At 69.9% G+C, this 15944-nt stretch carries 17 protein-coding genes; 7 read left to right on the top strand and 10 right to left on the bottom strand.

Annotation, left to right across the window (positions count from 1 at the left end; all coding sequences use genetic code 11):
• Nucleotides 1-26: 26 nt before the first annotated feature.
• The 3 genes from ABZS58_RS35710 to ABZS58_RS35700 are packed head-to-tail and all read right to left on the bottom strand — an operon-like array spanning nucleotide 27 to nucleotide 3167.
• Nucleotides 27-872, bottom strand: a complete 846-nt coding sequence (locus tag ABZS58_RS35710) for a carbohydrate ABC transporter permease (RefSeq protein ID WP_354787682.1) — start codon at nucleotides 870-872, stop codon at nucleotides 27-29.
• A 5-nt stretch (nucleotides 873-877) separates the two neighbouring features.
• Nucleotides 878-1819: a sugar ABC transporter permease gene (locus ABZS58_RS35705; protein WP_354787681.1), complete on the bottom strand. Its 942-nt coding sequence runs from the start codon at nucleotides 1817-1819 to the stop codon at nucleotides 878-880.
• A 55-nt stretch (nucleotides 1820-1874) separates the two neighbouring features.
• Entirely contained in the window at nucleotides 1875-3167 is a 1293-nt protein-coding gene (locus tag ABZS58_RS35700) for a sugar ABC transporter substrate-binding protein (protein WP_354787680.1), read from the bottom strand.
• Between the two features lie 296 nt (nucleotides 3168-3463).
• On the opposite strand from ABZS58_RS35700, the gene ABZS58_RS35695 reads away from it, so the two are divergent.
• From ABZS58_RS35695 to ABZS58_RS35685, 3 genes are all read left to right on the top strand, one after another.
• On the top strand, nucleotides 3464-4300 hold the full coding sequence (locus ABZS58_RS35695; RefSeq protein WP_354787679.1) for a DeoR/GlpR family DNA-binding transcription regulator: 837 nt from the start codon (nucleotides 3464-3466) through the stop codon (nucleotides 4298-4300).
• Between the two features lie 90 nt (nucleotides 4301-4390).
• Nucleotides 4391-4891: a cation:proton antiporter regulatory subunit gene (locus tag ABZS58_RS35690; protein ID WP_354787678.1), complete on the top strand. Its 501-nt coding sequence runs from the start codon at nucleotides 4391-4393 to the stop codon at nucleotides 4889-4891.
• A 7-nt stretch (nucleotides 4892-4898) separates the two neighbouring features.
• Complete coding sequence (locus ABZS58_RS35685) at nucleotides 4899-6104, top strand: cation:proton antiporter (RefSeq protein WP_354787677.1); 1206 nt, start codon at nucleotides 4899-4901, stop codon at nucleotides 6102-6104.
• Between the two features lie 97 nt (nucleotides 6105-6201).
• On the opposite strand, the gene ABZS58_RS35680 is transcribed toward ABZS58_RS35685, so the two are convergent.
• Nucleotides 6202-6774, bottom strand: a complete 573-nt coding sequence (locus tag ABZS58_RS35680) for a hypothetical protein (protein ID WP_354787676.1) — start codon at nucleotides 6772-6774, stop codon at nucleotides 6202-6204.
• 123 nt (nucleotides 6775-6897) lie between these two features.
• Nucleotides 6898-7830, bottom strand: a complete 933-nt coding sequence (locus ABZS58_RS35675) for a hypothetical protein (protein ID WP_354787675.1) — start codon at nucleotides 7828-7830, stop codon at nucleotides 6898-6900.
• A gap of 326 nt (nucleotides 7831-8156) precedes the next feature.
• Between ABZS58_RS35675 and ABZS58_RS35670 the strand changes: the two genes are divergently transcribed.
• The 3 genes from ABZS58_RS35670 to ABZS58_RS35660 all read left to right on the top strand — a co-directional run bounded on the left by ABZS58_RS35670 (nucleotide 8157) and on the right by ABZS58_RS35660 (nucleotide 9602).
• Nucleotides 8157-8726, top strand: a complete 570-nt coding sequence (locus tag ABZS58_RS35670; RefSeq protein WP_354787674.1) for a hypothetical protein — start codon at nucleotides 8157-8159, stop codon at nucleotides 8724-8726.
• 127 nt (nucleotides 8727-8853) lie between these two features.
• Nucleotides 8854-9009 carry a DUF6131 family protein gene (locus ABZS58_RS35665; protein WP_354787673.1) on the top strand — a complete coding sequence of 52 codons (156 nt, stop codon included), beginning with the start codon at nucleotides 8854-8856 and terminating at the stop codon, nucleotides 9007-9009.
• A gap of 296 nt (nucleotides 9010-9305) precedes the next feature.
• Nucleotides 9306-9602 carry a DUF1540 domain-containing protein gene (locus ABZS58_RS35660; RefSeq protein WP_354787672.1) on the top strand — a complete coding sequence of 99 codons (297 nt, stop codon included), beginning with the start codon at nucleotides 9306-9308 and terminating at the stop codon, nucleotides 9600-9602.
• A 69-nt stretch (nucleotides 9603-9671) separates the two neighbouring features.
• Here ABZS58_RS35660 and ABZS58_RS35655 read toward each other — a convergent pair whose 3' ends face one another.
• Genes ABZS58_RS35655 through ABZS58_RS35635 form a run of 5 tightly spaced genes read right to left on the bottom strand, consistent with a single transcriptional unit; the run spans nucleotide 9672 to nucleotide 15269 of the window.
• Nucleotides 9672-10856 (bottom strand): acyl-CoA dehydrogenase family protein, encoded by a 1185-nt coding sequence (locus ABZS58_RS35655; protein WP_354787706.1) that lies wholly within the window; start codon nucleotides 10854-10856, stop codon nucleotides 9672-9674.
• The gene (locus ABZS58_RS35650) at nucleotides 10847-11794 is read right to left on the bottom strand and encodes an NAD(P)-dependent oxidoreductase (RefSeq protein ID WP_354787671.1); all 948 of its coding nucleotides are present in this window, start codon (nucleotides 11792-11794) and stop codon (nucleotides 10847-10849) included. The genes ABZS58_RS35655 and ABZS58_RS35650 overlap by 10 nt, the downstream gene beginning before the upstream one ends.
• 6 nt (nucleotides 11795-11800) lie before the next feature.
• Nucleotides 11801-13219, bottom strand: coding sequence for an aldehyde dehydrogenase family protein (locus ABZS58_RS35645; RefSeq protein ID WP_354787670.1), 1419 nt, complete (start codon nucleotides 13217-13219; stop codon nucleotides 11801-11803).
• Between the two features lie 2 nt (nucleotides 13220-13221).
• A complete protein-coding gene (locus tag ABZS58_RS35640; RefSeq protein WP_354787669.1) occupies nucleotides 13222-14229 on the bottom strand; it encodes an oligopeptide/dipeptide ABC transporter ATP-binding protein in 1008 nt (335 codons plus the stop codon).
• Nucleotides 14226-15269, bottom strand: a complete 1044-nt coding sequence (locus ABZS58_RS35635) for an ABC transporter ATP-binding protein (protein ID WP_354787668.1) — start codon at nucleotides 15267-15269, stop codon at nucleotides 14226-14228. Before ABZS58_RS35635 ends, ABZS58_RS35640 begins: the two co-directional genes overlap by 4 nt.
• 123 nt (nucleotides 15270-15392) lie before the next feature.
• Between ABZS58_RS35635 and ABZS58_RS35630 the strand changes: the two genes are divergently transcribed.
• Complete coding sequence (locus tag ABZS58_RS35630) at nucleotides 15393-15926, top strand: Lrp/AsnC family transcriptional regulator (protein ID WP_354787667.1); 534 nt, start codon at nucleotides 15393-15395, stop codon at nucleotides 15924-15926.
• The last annotated feature ends 18 nt before the right edge of the window (nucleotides 15927-15944 follow it).

The raw sequence follows: 15944 nt of genomic DNA, 5'->3' as shown, positions 1-15944 counted from the left end.
ACTGCCTTTTGCGTTGCTGAGAGGTGTCAGGCCTTGACGGCGCCGGCGGTGAGCCCGCCGATGAACCGTCGCTGGAACACGAGGAAGAGGACGAGGACCGGAATGGAGCCGAGGACGCTCATCGCCATCATCTGGTTCCACTCGTACGAGTGCTGGCCCATGAGCAGCTGAATGCCGATCGGCACGGTGCGCATGTCGTCGGTCCGGGTCAGCGTGAGCGCGAACAGGTACTCGTTCCACGAGATCATGAACGTGTAGACCCCGACCGCGATCAGACCGGGCACCGAGATCGGCACCAGGATCCGCCACAGTGCGGTCCAGCTGGTGCCGCCGTCGACCTTGACGGACTCGTCCAGCTCTCGTGGCATCGTGTTCAGGTACGCGGTGATCATGATGATCGCGTACGGGAGGGTGAACACCATGTGCGTGAGGATCAGGCCGGGATAGGTGTTGTACAGGCCGAGCGCGACGACGAGCCCGAAGTACGGAATGACGAGCGTGATCGGCGGCACGGCCTGGACGCTGACGATCACGGCGTTGATGGTCTTCTGGAACGGAAATGTGAAGCGGCTGAACGCGAACCCGGCCAGGATGGCCACCAGCAGCGTCAGGACGGTCACCGCGAAGGCGACGATGTAGCTGTTGAGGAAGAACCGCAGCTGGGCACCGTTGCCCAGGATCTCCCGGTAGGCGTCGAACGAGAAACTCTCGGTGATCAGCTTCGGCGGGTTCTGGAACACCTCGCCGTTGCTTTTGAACGAGGTGGACAGCAACCACAGGACCGGCAGGCCGGCGAACAGCCCGCCGATGACGAGCCCGGTGACGACGGCGGCCTTGGCGAGGGCGCGCCGGGTCTTGACGGTGATGGCCATGCGTCTCACCGCTCCCTTTGCTGGCGTACGTAGAAGAAGGTCAGGACCATCGTCAGCAGCAGCACGATCACGGCGGCGGCCGACGCGGTCGCGAACTCGTACTCGCTGAACGCCTGTTTGTAGGTGTAGGTGCTGAGCATCTCGGTGGCGTGCAGCGGCCCGCCGCCGGTCGTCATCCAGATCAGTGCGAACTGCTGGGACGTCCAGATCAGGTCGAGCACCGCCATGCTGACGATCACCGGCCGGAGCTGGGGCAGCGTCACGTGCAGAAACCGCTGGAACCAGTTCGTCCCGTCCACGGCGGCGGCCTCGTACAGGTCGTTGGGGATGCCCTGCAGCGCGGCGAGCAGGCTGATCATGAAGAACGGGTAGCCGGCCCAGATGTTGACGAGCGTGACCGCCCAGAGCGCCATGGCCGGGTCGCCGAGCCAGTTCACGCCCTCCTGGATCACGCCCAGTGTTTGCAGCACGTGGTTGACCACGCCGGACGGGTCGAGCAGCAGCCGCCAGACGACGGCGATCACCGCGATCGTGAACAGCCAGGGCAGGATGTAGACGATCCGGAAGATGGCCTTGGTGACCCCGCTGAGCAACTGGGTGTTGAGCATCATCGCGAAGGCCAGGCCGAGGACCAGGTGGGCCACGGTGCTGACCGAGATGAAAACGGCGGTGTTCTTCAGCGCGGTCAGGAAGTCCGGGTCGGTGAGCACCTTGGTGTAGTTGGCGAACCCGGCGAACACCGAGTTCTCCTGGACGATCACGTTGTCCCGGAACGAGTAGCTGATCACCATGACGATGGGGATCACCATCAGGACCACGATCAACAGCACCGTGGGGGACAGGTAGCCGTACGGGATCAGGCGCCGGGCCAGGGTGGAGCGGGTCCGTCCGGGTGTGCCCTGCTCCTCGGTGGGCGCCGTGGTTTTCGGTGCCGTCATGGATGTCATCGCTGTCTCCTTGATCGGGCGCCGCGCCGGCGGACCGGCGCGGCGCCCGGGCGGGCTACTCGATTGCCGAGGACCAGGACTCCTGCGACTTGGCGAGGGCGTTGTCGACAGTTGTCTTGCCGGTCAGCACGAGCTGGAGCTGCTCGTCGAAGCTGCGCATCAGGTCCTCGGCCTTGGGCAGGCCGACGAACTCGTTGGCGGGGTAGCCCTGCTGGTAGATGTCGAAGGCGGTCTTGAACAGCGGGTCACTGTTGCTGAAGTCGGGCTGGGCGTTCTTGTTGCCCGGGAAGCCGTTCGCGATCGTGCTCAGCTTCGCGTTGGCTTCCTGGCTGAGCAGGTAGGACACGAACTTGAACGCCTCGGCCTTGTGCTTGGTGGAGTTGGAGATGCCGATGCCCCACGACGCGTACGGGATGCCGCGCTTGCCGGTGTAGCCGTCCACCGCCGGCAGGGCCGCCACCTCGAACTTCAGGTCCGGCTTGTTCTTCTTGATCAGGTTGATGTGCGCGAGGGAGTCGATCATCATGCCGACCTGGCCGTTGGTGAACTTCTCGACCTTGTCCTGCTCTTTCATGGTGAGCGAGCCGGGGGCGATGACGCCGGCGTCGTTCAGGCTCTTCACGAAGTCGATCGTGCTCTTGACCTGCGGGCTGGTCAGGTTGGGCTTGCCGTCGTCGGTCAGCATGCTGCCGCCGGACGCCCAGAGCCAGGACATGACGTCGTTCTGGACGCCGTTGGGGACGGCGGTGTCGAGCGGGAGCGCCCAGCCCTTCGTGTCACTGCCGGTCGCGCTGATCTTCTTGGCGGCGTCGAGGAACTGCGTGCGGGTGGTGGGCACCTCGGCGACGCCGGCCTTGGTCAACAGGTCCTTGTTGACGAAGAGCGGGTAGACGAAGTTGACCACCGGGATCATGTAGGTCTTGCCCTTGATCTGCACCTGGCTGGCGAGCTGGCCGGCGTCGTAGTTCGCGTCGGTCATCAGCTTGGACATGTCGGTGATCGCGCCCTGCTTGGCGAAGTCGTTGACCCAGGCGCCGTCGAGGCCCACCACGTCGGGCAGGGTCTTCGACGCGGCGCCGGTGATCAGCTGCTGCTTGGTCGAGGCGTACGGCGCACTCAGCAGCTTGATCTTGATGTTCGGGTTCTGGGCCGTGAAATCGCTGATGATCTTGTCGAACTCACCGGCCGGAAGCTCGGCCCCCCACCACTGGGCGAACTCCAGCGTCACGCTGCCGTCCGATGCGGTGCCGCCCGAGTCGCTCGAGCCGCACGCCGCCACGACCGCAACCATCGCGGCCGCAGTCACCGCCCCTAACACTCGCTTCAGCCGGGTTGCACGAACTGCCATGGCGGACTCCTTCTATATCGAGGTCCTTCTGTTCTGTGCTGCGTTGGCGTCACGTTAGCAGCGTGTTACAGACAAGGACAAGAGAAGAACGGCAGAAAACTGCGGAGTGCTGCATACTGTTGCGCCATGAGGCAGAACATGGCCCTCCGCAGCAGTCCTGCGAGCTGGAGTTTGCCCAGTCGGTACCGGTTCGCAGCCAATCGTGCACGTCCGTGCGGCTCTTCGCGGTCCTACGCGGCGATGTGCCCAGTGGGCACGCATATGTGGCATACTGCCGCACTGACAAGGGGGAATCAGTGAGCGTTGGCAGGGACGAACGGCAGCGCCACCTACCTGCCGGACGCAAGGCCCAGCTGGCCGCGTACGTTGCCGACACCGGCCAGGTCACGGTGGGCGAGCTGGCCGAGCGCTTCGGTGTCTCGATCGACACCGTGCGACGTGATCTCGATCAGCTGGCCGCCGAGGGCATCCTCGTGCGCACCTACGGGGGCGCCGTCAGTCTCTCCACGGTCTCCCGCACCGACCGTGCCGTCGACCAGCGGCTCGCCGTGCAGGAGCAGGAGAAGGAGAAGATCGCGGCGTTGGCCGCGGCGCTGGTCCAGGACGGCTCGACCATCATGATCAACGGCGGGACGACCACCCTCGCGTTCGCCCGCAACCTCGGGCAGCACCGCGACCTCACGGTGGCGACGAACAATCTCCTGGTGCCGGGCGCGCTCCCACCCACGGCCATCCGCGACATCTACATCTTCGGCGGGGCGGTGCGCGCGCTCACCCTCGCCACGATCGGCCCGGTCAGCTTCCGCGCCAACACCGGCGCCGAGCTGGACATCAGCTGCGATCTGGCGCTGATCGGCGTCGGCGCGATCGCCGCCGACGCCGGCTACACGACGAGCAACCTCGCCGAGGCCGCGATGATGCAGGAGATGATCTCCCGGGCGGCCCGCGTGGCGATCCTCGCCGACTCCTCCAAGTTCGGCCGCCGCCTGTTCGCCCAGGTGTCGGAGCTCGGCGCCGCCGACTACCTGATCACCGACACCTTGCCGCCGCCCGACCTGCGGGACGCCCTGAAGGCCAGCGGCGTGGAGCTGCTCACCCCCGCGGCCAAGGCCCCGGCTCCACGGCAGGCGTGACCGCCTTGATCCTCGCCGTCTGCTCTGCGGCCACCTGATCCTGGAAGGTGCCGAGCGGATGATCCGCGCCCGGTCGCGTACGGTATCGGGGTGCGTGTACGGGTAGAGCAGACAGAACTGCCGGGTATCGGTGTCCGGCATGACCTCGTGACCTCGTCGGGGCGGACGCTGGGGGTGGTGTCGCATCGCAACGGGCGACGTGATCTCGTGCTGTACGACGTCGACGACCCGGATGCGTGCCTGGCATCGGTCCCGCTCACCGATGATGAGGCCGAGGCCCTCGCCGATGTCCTCGGTGCGTCGCTGATGCTGAGCCAGCTGGCCGGACTGCGGCAGCAGGCCGCCGGGCTGCTGACCGAGCAGATCTCGCTGCATGCCGGATCGCCGTTCGTCGGGCGGACCCTCGGCGACACCCGCACCCGCACCCTGACCGGCGCGTCGATCGTGGCCGTCCTGCGTGAGGGGGAGGTCAACGCCTCGCCCGGGCCGTCGTTCGTGTTCGTGGCGAACGACGTGGTGGTCGTCGTCGGTACCCGTCAGGGTGTCGACGGTGCTGCCGCGATCCTCGCCTCGGGCGAGACGCGCGGCTGAGGCGCGCGTGCACAGCACCACAATCCTGCTGATCGAGGTCGGCGCGCTGCTGTTCGCCCTGGGCATGCTCGGGCGTATCGGCCGCCGGTTCGGGTTGTCCCCGATCCCGTTGTACCTGCTGGCCGGCCTGGCGTTCGGGCACGGTGGTCTGCTGCCGTTGCAGGCCAGTGAGGAGTTCATCGAGATCGGCGCCGAGATCGGCGTCATTCTGCTGCTGGTCATGCTGGGCCTGGAGTACTCGGCGAAGGAACTCGTCGGTAACCTGCGCTCCGCCGCACCGGCCGGGCTGATCGACGCTGTCCTCAACGCCGTGCCCGGCGCGGGGTTCGCGTTCATGCTCGGCTGGGGCTGGGAGGCGGCGCTGGTCCTCGCCGGCATCACGTGGGTCTCGTCCTCCGGTGTCATCGCCAAGGTCCTCGGCGACCTGGGACGTCTCGGCAACCGCGAAACCCCCGTCATCCTGTCCGTGCTCGTCATCGAAGACCTGGCGATGGCGTTCTACCTGCCCCTGGTCACCGCCGTCCTCGCCGGCATCGGCCTCGTCGGCGGACTGAAGGCGCTGGCGATCGCGGTGGTCACCGTCGTCGTGGTGCTGGTCGTGGCGATCCGCTACGGGCACGTCATCAGCACGTTCATGTCCGTGAAGGACCCGGAGGCGCTGCTGCTCAGCGTGCTGGGACTGACCTTGTTCGTCGCCGGTCTGGCAGCCGAACTCCAGGTCTCCGCCGCCGTGGGCGCGTTCCTGGTCGGCATCGCCCTCGGTGGCCGGGTCGCTCATCACGCCACCGAGATCCTGACGCCGTTGCGGGACCTGTTCGCGGCCGTGTTCTTCGTCTTCTTCGGGTTGTCCACCAACCCGGCGGACATGCCACCGGTCCTGCTCCCGGCGCTCGGCCTGGCCGTCGTCACCATGTCTACGAAGGTCCTCACCGGCTGGTTCGCGGCGAAACGCGTCGGTGTCGCTGCGCCCGGACGACTCCGCGCCGGTCTCGCCCTGATGCCGCGCGGCGAGTTCTCCGTGGTCATCGCCGGTCTGGCCGTGGCCTCCGGCGTCGAACCGGGCCTGGCACCGCTGGCGACCGCATACGTGCTCATCACCGTCGTGACCGGTCCCGCCCTCGCCCGGCTACCCGACTACGCCTGGTTCAAGGCGTTCGTCCGCCGCCGCATGGCGGTCGGGCCGCCACCGCTGCCGCTCCCCGCCGAGGAGTAGCACCCGGCGGTCGGCCGAAGGTGCCTGTCCGCACCAGGGCCACATGGTCCAAGGATGGACATGTGGCCTGCTGCTTGCTGTCGGGTGTCGCTGGGCGTTATGACGGAGTTCCTCCTGCCGATGGTGTCTCTGCTGGTGCCGGTGCCCCTGACGGCGCCGGTGTCCCTGACGGCGCCGGCTGTGCGCTGGGGCCGGAGTGCACCCGCACCATTTGGGCGGTGTACGTCGTGCCGTTCGCCCCGGTGCCGGTGATCGTTCCTGCGACCGTGATCAGACTGCCGGTCGTCAGAGCGCTCGGCTGCACGGTGGCTTGGTTCTCGTAGACCCGCACGTTGTTGCCCAACGTCCACGTCTTGCTCCAGCCGTCGGATGACTTCACCCCGATCTGCGACGTCGTGACCGAGGTGATCGTGCCCTTCTGCAGGGCTACCCGTTCGGTGCCGTTCTTGGTTTGCACGACACCTTCGCCGTGCAGCATGTTCCTGAGAATGCCGTGGTGCTCGTAGCCGTTCGCGCCGCCGCTCGGGGCTGGGCTGGGCTCGGTGGTGGCTACGCCGCCACCGGGTACCCCGGGGGTCGGCTGGGCGCCTGCCACCGTCGGTGTCCCCAGCGCGCCGAGCACGGTGAGCGCGGCCGCGCTCACTGCCAGGCCAATTCGGGTGCGCATCATGAGTCCTCCTTCGCCGGACCGAAGGAGTTGATACCACCGTGCTCACCCGATAAACCACATGAATCGGACGGATAGAGTCAAATATCAGCACCGACGGTGATCGCCCGACGGCTCCATGGTGTGTCAGAGTCCCAGGCCGGCACGGTCCACGTTGCGGTGGAACCGCATGCCGGTGAGTCCTCCGAGGACGGCGCCGATGAGGCTGACGGCGGCGACGGCGATCAGCGCGACGACGCCTGCGGTTGTCACGGTGCCCTCGTTGACCGGCACCCTGGGCATGCTGTTGAGTTTGGCGAGCACGTCGTACTGGTCGCCGGCCACCAGGCCGAGGACGGCCACGACGGCGGCGATGACCACGGCCCAGATCCACACGGCGAGGCCTTGCTTGGCGCCGTTGAACCGGGCCATCCGAGCGGCGACGTACCCGCCGCAGTAGTAGGCGACGAACGTGATGATCAGCAAGGCGATCGCGCCGATGACGCCGATCGTCTGGGATCCCTGGGTGGCGGCATTGCCGAGATTGGTGCCGGTCGCGAGACTGATGGCGGTTCCGGCGGCGCCGAGCAGCGCGGTGAGCAGGACCGCCATGCCGATGGCGGTGAGCCAGCCGAAGAACGCCGCGCCGATCTTGACGCCTCCGTACCGCTCCCTCTCCCGGGCGACGACGGCCGCCCGATCCACCCGATCCACGCCGCGGCGGTCGTCCAGGTCCCTCGACCGGGCTTCGGGGTCGTCCCAATCGCCGCGCCGGCGGGTGTCACGGTCGCTCGCCGCATACCGGTCATCTCTTGCGTACCGGTCGTCTCGTGTATCTCGTGTATCAGGTGCGGGCCGGTCGTCGTAGGGTTCGTGGTCGACGACTGACTCCCGATCCACGCCACGACGATCGTCGAGGTCCGACGCCCGGGCGTCGGTGTCGTCCCGGGCGCCGGGCCCGCGGGCGCCGCGGCCACCGGGACGCCGGCGGGCGTCGGGGTCGCTCGCCGCAGGCCGTGCGTCACGCAGTCTGGATGGGTTCCGGTCGTCGGCGTAGTCGGGGTCGTAGCTGTTGCTCATGATCCCCTCCGGGAGTAATCGGGCGGATCCTCACCTGTGGCATCCTGCTGTCGGCCAGATAGCGGTCAGGACCACCAGGAGTGACATGACAACCTGCGCGGGTCCGTCAACGACGCGTTGATCCGTACATCGCTGGTGCCAAGCTCGATCCCACCCGCTACCCGGACCGTGGCCCGGCAAACAGCCTTCCCGCCACCGCCGGGCGGGTGTGGGACGGCGGGGGTGATCTCGTTGGGTACGGCGGGCATCGGGGGGCGTGACCCGGCGACGGCCGGGTAGCCGACGGGCCGTCAACCGGAACGGCTGTACCTCGCGAAGGAGTGGGCATGTCCGAGCGCAATACGGTTCTGCGGTCGATGCACGACGCTGGACTCGCCACGTGGTTCGGTGGGTCCCTGATGGGCGCGGTCGGGCTCAACGGCGCGGCCGCCAAGGTCCACGATCCACGCGAACGGATGAAGGTCGCATCGGTCGGCTGGAGCCGGTGGCGGCCGGTCAACGCCGCGGCGATCGGCAGCCATCTCGCCGGTGCGGCCGGGCTGCTGGCCACCAACGCCGATCGGGTCACCAACGAGCGGGGTGTCGCCGTGATGAGCGCGGCCAAGACCGGTCTGACCATCGCCGCTCTCGGCGCGACCGCGTACAGCCGTGTCCTGGGGCGCAGGATCGAGCGGGCCGGTGAGGTGTCGGTCGCCGGTGTCACCGAGCCGGACCAGAGCACGCCACCCGACATCAGCGATGCGCAGCGCAAGCTCCGGGTGGCCCAGTGGTCGATCCCGGTGTTCACCGGTGCGCTGCTGGCGGTCAGTGCCCTGGCCGGCGAGCAGCAGAAGTCGAGGCCGAGCACCCGCGGCGTGCGGGCGGCGGCCAGGAGGGCGTGGCGGCGATACGCATAGCCCGCACGGAGCCGTGACGCCGGAACGCCCGCGGCAGCCGGACGAGGCCCCGATGTGGCAAGAAAGGATTATCGGTCAACGTGCAGGGTAGCGGGGCAACGTTGACCGATGTGGGTTGGAGGCACGCATGTTCATCCTCGGCATCATCCTGCTCCTGCTCGGCTGGTTCCTCCACATCACGATCTTGACCACGATCGGCGTGATCCTGCTCGTGATCGGGGCGGTGCTGTTCATTCTCGGCTCGATCGGACGGCCCGTAGCCGGCCGGCGCCATTATTGGTAGCCGGCACCGGAACTGGTCCAGCGACAGCGCACCGGGTCTGCGGCGGCGCCACTCGTGCACGCCACCGCTGCCTGGGCGCAGCCACACCAGGATCTCCGGCCTGGTGGCGTCAGGCGCCCGGATCGATGCACCGCCGCCGGATTCAGAAAAAGTCTGTGCATTTCTTCCGTTCGCGTGAGCAGCGGATCTACCTCGTCCAGTCATCCTGCGTGACCAGCGGAAACGGGATTACGGACGATGCTTTTGACTATTCTTTGAATTGATCGCACGTCGGTTGATCGGTGAGCGGAGGAACCTTGAAGACCCTTTTGGAGATGCCTGCCGTACGTGAATGCGCTGCCGTCGCGTGCAGCTTCAACGACAGCGGCTGTCACGCTCCGGCCGTGACCGTCGCGGCGGCCGGTGCGGCCGCATCGTGCGCGACGTTCGTCGAGTCGTCGGTGCGTGGGGGCGCCGCGGGAATCATCGGCAGTGTCGGCGCGTGCGCCCGCACCGACTGCGTCCACAACACCAGCCTGGCCTGCACGGCGCCGTCCGTCCAGATCGGCCCGGATGTCACGGTCAGCGACTGCCTGACCTACCGGACCGCCTGACCTGGCCGGACCTGCGGAGGTGGCGGCCTCCTCAGGATGCACGTCGAGCTGTCCGGCGGCATCGCACCGTCAGCGGAAGGCGGCGTGGCCGGTCACGGTCTGGCCGATGATGAGCTGGTGGACCTCCGAGGTGCCCTCGTAGGTCAGGACCGATTCCAGGTTCGATGCGTGGCGCAGGACCGGGTAGTCCAGTGTGATGCCGGCGGCGCCGAGGATGGTGCGGCACTCGCGGGCGATGGCGATCGCCTCGCGGGTGCTGTTGAGTTTGCCGAGGCTGATCTGGCGGTGGTCCAGGGTGCCGGCGTCCTTCAGTGCCGCCAGCCGCAGCGCGAGCAGGAAGCCCTTGCCCAGTTCCAGGGTCATGTCGGCGAGTTTCAGCTGGGTCGCCTGGTAAGCCGCGAGGGGCCGGTCGAAGATCTCGCGGCTGCCGGCGTACGCGATGGTCGTCGACAGGCAGTCGTGCGCGGCGCCGAGGGCGCCGAAGACGATGCCGAAGCGGGCCTCGTTGAGGCAGGACAGCGGGGCCGACAGACCGGTCGCGCCGGGCAGCATCGCGTCGGCGGGCAGCCGCACCCCGTCGAGGACCAGCTCGGCGGTGACGGATGCGCGCAGGGAGAGCTTGCGGGTGATCTCCGGTGCGGTGAAGCCGGGCGTGCCGGCGGGCACCAGGAAGCCGCGGATGCCCTCGTCGGTGCGGGCCCAGACGACGGCGACGTCGGCGACCGAGCCGTTGGTGATCCACATCTTGGTGCCGTCGAGGATCCAGTCGGAGCCGTCGCGGCGGGCCCGGGTGCGCATGCCCGACGGGTCGGAGCCGAAGTCCGGCTCGGTCAGCCCGAAGCAGCCGATCGCCGTGCCGCTCGCCATGGCCGGCAGCCACTGCTCGCGCTGGGCTTCGGAGCCGTAGCGGTGGATGGCGTACATCGCCAGCGAGCCCTGCACCGACACCAGCGAGCGCAGGCCCGAGTCGCCGGCCTCCAGTTCGAAGCAGGCCAGCCCGTAGGCGAGGGCGGAGGTGCCCGCGCAGCCGTAGCCCTGCAGGTGCATGCCGAGCACGCCGAGCGAGCCGAGTTCCCGGGCGAGGTCGCGGACCGGCAGGCTGCCCTGCTCGTACCAGCCGGCGACGTCCGGCCGGACTCGCCGGTCGACGTAGGCGCGCACGGCCTCGCGCAGGGCGCGGCTCTCCTCGTCGATCAGCGCGTCGACGCCGAAGTAGTCCAGCACGGGCAGGGTCGCGGGCGGGGTCACAGTGATCGTCCTTTCGCAAGTACATCGAGGACGCCCCGGGCGACGGCGACGGCCATCGCGTCGAGCGCGTCGGAGGTCATCGCCGCCATGTGCGGCGTCGCCAGGACCCGCGGGTGGTGCAGCAGCGGATCGTCGGGCGAGGGCGGCTCCGGGGCGAACACGTCGACGGCGTAGCCGCGCAGCCGGCCGGCGTCGAGCGCGGCGAGGACGGCGGCGTTGTCGACGACCCCGGCGCGGGCGGTGTTGACCAGCAGCGCGCCCGGCGGCATCGACGCCAGCGCGGCGGCGCCGATCAGCCCGGCGGTCTGCGGGGTCTGCGGGACGTGCAGGCTCAGCACGTCGGCAGACCGGAGCACCTCGTCCAGCGGTGCCAGCCGGACGCCTGGTGGCGGTGCCACCGCCGCGACGTCGAACGCGAGGACCGTCATCCCGAGGCCCAGGGCGCGGGCGGCCACGCCGCGGCCGATCGCGCCCAGCCCGACCAGGCCCAGCGTGCGGCCGGCGAGCATGGTGCCGGTCAGCCCGGCGGCGACGACCGACGACGGCAGCGACCGGCCGGCGGGGAAGCCGCCGCCCGCGAGGGTCGCCACGGCGGGCGGCAGCTGCCGGGCGAGGGTCAGCGCGGCGAGGACGACGAACTCGGCGACCGACTCGGCGTTGGCGCCCGGCGTGCTGACCACCGGGATGCCCAGCCGCTGCGCCGCGTCGAGGTCGATGCCGTCGAGGCCGGCGCCGTGGCGGCCGACGACCCGCAGCCGCGGCGCGGCCTCGAGCATCGCGGCGGTGACGGGGGAGGAGCGCACGACGAGGGCGTCGGCGGTGGCGAGCGGGCCGGCGGCGAGGGCGGCCGGGTCGGTGACGCCGGCGACGCGCACCTCGCCGGCGGTCCGCAGCAGCTCCATCCCGGCGTCCGCGATCGGCTCGGTCAGCAGGATCTCAGGCATGCGGTCTCACCAGCCCGTGTAGCAGGTCACCGGCACCGTGTAGAAGTCGCGGGCGTAGCCGCCCTGCTCCCGCGGGCCGTGGTTGGAGTAGCCGGTGCCGCCGAACGGCAGGTGCAGCTCGGTGCCGGCGGTGGGCAGGTTGACGGTGACGATGCCGGCCCGCGCGTCGCGCTTGAAGCGCTCGGCGGCGGCGAGGGACGTGGTGACGATGCCGGCGGAGAGCCCGTAGCGGGTGTCGGCGGCGACCGCGATCGCCTCGTCGAGGTCGCCGACCCGGATGACGCAGGAGACCGGGCCGAAGATCTCCTCCCGGGCCACCCGCATGCCGTTGTGCGCGCCGGTGAGCAGCGTCGGGCGCATGAACTGCCCGTCGCTGGTGCCGCCGGCGGCCACGGTCGCGCCCTCGGCGGCGCCGATCGCGACGTAGCCGAGGTTCTGGGCGAGCTGCTGCGGGCTGACCACCGGGCCGACCTGGCTGCGCGGGTCGAGGGGGTCGCCGACCGTCAGCGCCCCGGCGGCGTCGGCGAGCGCGGCCACGAACCGGTCGTGGATGCCGTCCTGCACGATGAGGCGGCTCGACGCGGTGCAGCGCTGTCCGGTGCTGAAGAAGCTCCCGTCCAGGGCGCAGCGCACGGCCACCTCGAGGTCGGCGTCGTCGAGCACGACGAGCGGGTTCTTGCCGCCCATCTCCAGCTGGAAGCGCTTGTTGCCGTGGGCGAGGCACTGGCGGGCGACGTGGGCGCCGGTTCCGGTGCCGCCGGTGAACGACACGCCGTCGACGGCGGGCGAGGTGAGCAGCGCCTCGCCGGCTGTCCGCCCGGCCCCGAGGACCAGGTTGAACACGCCTGGCGGCAGGCCCGACCCGGCGATGATCCCGGCCAGCTCGCCGGCCGAGGCGGGCACCAGTTCGGCCGGCTTGAGCACGACCGCGTTGCCGTAGGCGAGCGCCGGCGCCACCTTCCAGGCCGGGATCGCGATCGGGTAGTTCCACGGCGTGATGACCGCGACCACGCCGAGCGGCCGGCGGCGCACCTCGGCGTGGACGTTGTCCCTGGTGGACGCGTACACCTCGCCCTGCGGCTGCAGCAGCTGGTGGGCGTAGTAGCGGAAGGTCTGCCCGGCTCGGACGACCTCGCCGCGCGCCTCGGCGAGCAGTTTGCCCTCCTCGCGGGCGAGCAGCACGGCGAGTTCCTCGGCGCGGCCGAGGATCGTGGTGCCGATCCGGTCGAGGACGGCCATGCGCTCGGCGACGGGTGTGCGGGCCCAGCCGGGCTGGGCGGCGCGGGCGGCGTCGGCGGCGGCGCGGGCGGTGTCCGGGCCGGCTTCGGCGTATTCGCTGACGATCTCGTCGGGCCGGGCCGGGTTCACGTTCGGGTGGCGGTCGCCGTCGACCCATTCGCCGCCGACGAGGCTGCGGTGCAGCATGGTCACACCCCCGCGGCCGCGACGGTCGCGGGCTCGGGGAAGTGGCAGGCGACGCGGTGCCCGTCCGCGGGGTCGGTCAGCACGGGCACGGTCGTCGCGCACACCTCCTGCGCCTTCCAGCATCGTGTACGGAAGCGGCAGCCGCTGGGCGGGTCGAGCGGGCTCGGCACGTCGCCGGTGAGGATGACGCGCTGCCGCTTGGTCTCGACGAGGGGGTCCGGGATCGGCACCGCCGACAGCAGCGCCTTCGTGTAGGGGTGCCGCGGGGACTGGTACAGCTCCTCGCACCCGCCCACCTCGACCACGGTCCCGAGGTACATCACCGCGATCCGGTCGCACAGGTGCCGGACCACGGCGAGGTCGTGCGCGATGAACATCATCGTCAGGCCCAGCTCCTCCTGCAGCTGTTCGAGGAGGTTGACGATCTGCGCCTGGACGGAGACGTCGAGGGCGGAGACCGGCTCGTCGGCCACGACGAAGTCGGGGCCGCTGACCAGTGCCCGTGCGATGCCGACCCGCTGGCGCTGGCCGCCGGAGAACTCGTGCGGGTAGCGGTCGTGCCAGCGGTCGCTGAGCCCGACCAGCCGCATGGTCTCCTGCGCCTTCGCCCGCCGCCCGGCCGCGGACAGGTCGGTGTGCACGAGGAGCGGCTCCTCGATGAGCTCGCCGATGGTCATGCGCGGGTTCAGCGACGCGTACGGGTCCTGGAAGATCATCTGCATCCGGCGGCGCATCGCCCGCATCCGGCGGCCGCCCAGCGTGGTCAGCTCGGTGCCGTCGAATGTCACGCTGCCCCGGCTGGGCCGCAGCAGCTGCAGGATGGCCCGCCCGGTGGTGGACTTGCCGCAGCCGGACTCGCCGACCACGCCGAGGATCTCGCCGCGGCGGATGTCGAGGTCGACGCCGGCCACCGCGCGCAGCCGGGCCGGCCGCAGGGAGCCGCGGCGGGGCACCTTGAAGTCGACCGCGAGGTCGCGCACCTGTAACAGGGTCGGCACCGGCGTTGTCATCGCGCCTCCATGGTCTGCTCGGCGAAGCGGTCCTCGTCCGAAAGCCAGCCGCCCGCGTCCGCCGGGCGCATGCCCCAGCAGCGGTTGAGCTGGCCCCGGTCCGGGATCTGATGGGTGAGGACGAGGTCGGGCACGGCGTCGGCGCAGGTGTCCCGGGCGTGCGCGCAGCGCGGCGCGAAGCGGCAGCCGGGCGGCATCGCGGTCAGCTCGGGCGGGCGGCCCGCGATCGGCCGCAGCCGTCCGCCGCGGACCAGGTCGAGGCGCGGCACCGAGCCGAGCAGGCCCCAGGTGTAGGGCATCTGCGGGCGGTGGAACAGGTCGACGGTCTCGGCCCGCTCGACGATCTGTCCCGCGTACATGACGTTGACCCGCTCTGCCATGCCGGCCACGACGCCGAGGTCGTGGGTGATGAGCAGGACGGCGGTGGCGGTCTCGCGGGCCAGGTCGCGCAGCAGGTCGAGGATCTGCGCCTGGATGGTGACGTCGAGCGCGGTGGTGATCTCGTCGGCGAGGATGAGCCGCGGGTTGCAGGACAGCGCCATCGCGATCATGACGCGCTGCCGCATGCCGCCGGAGAGCTGGTGCGGGTAGGCGGCGAGGCGGGTCTGCGCGGCCGGGATGCGCACCATCTCCAGCAGCTCGACGGCCCGGGTCCGGGCGGCCCGGCGGCTCAGCCCGAGGTGGGCCCGCAGGGTCTCGGTGATCTGCTTGCCGATGGTGAGCACCGGGTTCAGCGAGGTCATCGGATCCTGGAAGATCATCGCGATGCCCTTGCCGCGCACGGCCCGCAGCTCGCGGCGGCTCAGCGTGAGCAGGTCGCGGCCCTCGAAGAGCACCTGCCCGCCGGTGACCTGCCCGGCCGGCGGCACGATCAGGCCCATGACGGACTGCGCGGTCGCCGACTTGCCGCAGCCGGACTCGCCCACGAGCGCGACCATCTCGCCGGCGTCGACGGTGAACGAGACGCCGTCGACGGCGGTCACCGAGCCCCGCGCCGCGCGGAATTCCGTGCGCAGGTCGCGCACCTCCAACAAGGCCATCGAAACTCCCCAAAACTCGGTGCTCGAACGTCGCCATTCGTCAACCGGGAGTGTTGCACAGGCGATCTTCGTCGTCTAGGCTCCGGCGAGCGACGAATTACGTCGATTGAGAGTTGGAGCCCGATGACATCCAAAACCTCGATCGTGAAGGATCGCAACATCATCCGGGAGCTCGTGCAGGACCCGAGGCAGACCAACGTCGCACTGGCGGCCAAGGTCGGGCTCTCCGAGGGTTCGGTGCGGCGCCGGATCGACCGCCTGCTCGCCGAGGGCAAGCTGCAGTTCTCCGCGATCCCCAGCGCACCCTTCATGGGCCGCCCGGTGCACACGCTCTTCGAGATCCAGAGCGCCCCCGGCGCCACCGAGCAGCTCATCGACAAGCTCGCCGGCATGCCCGAGATGGCCTACGTCTACCACGTGACCGGCCAGTTCGACATCATCGCCGTCGGCTACTTCGCCTCCACCAACACCATGCGCCGGTTCTGGACCGAGCGCCTGGGTCACCTGGAGGGCGTCATGGAGAGCCGGTCGGTGATGGTCCTGCGGGTCGCCAAGCGGGCCCACGAGTGGGCGCGCGACCTCGCCGGCGCCGACGACGAACTGGAGCCGGGCTGGGACACCGGCACCGACCCCGGGTTATCCGGCTACGAGCACTGACCGGCAGGAGAGCCCACC

The organism is Dactylosporangium sp. NPDC005555 (assembly GCF_040605635.1).
GTDB lineage: Bacteria > Actinomycetota > Actinomycetes > Mycobacteriales > Micromonosporaceae > Dactylosporangium.
The sequence above is the reverse complement of the archived record's forward strand: the minus strand, read 5'-3'. Positions and strand labels throughout refer to the sequence as shown.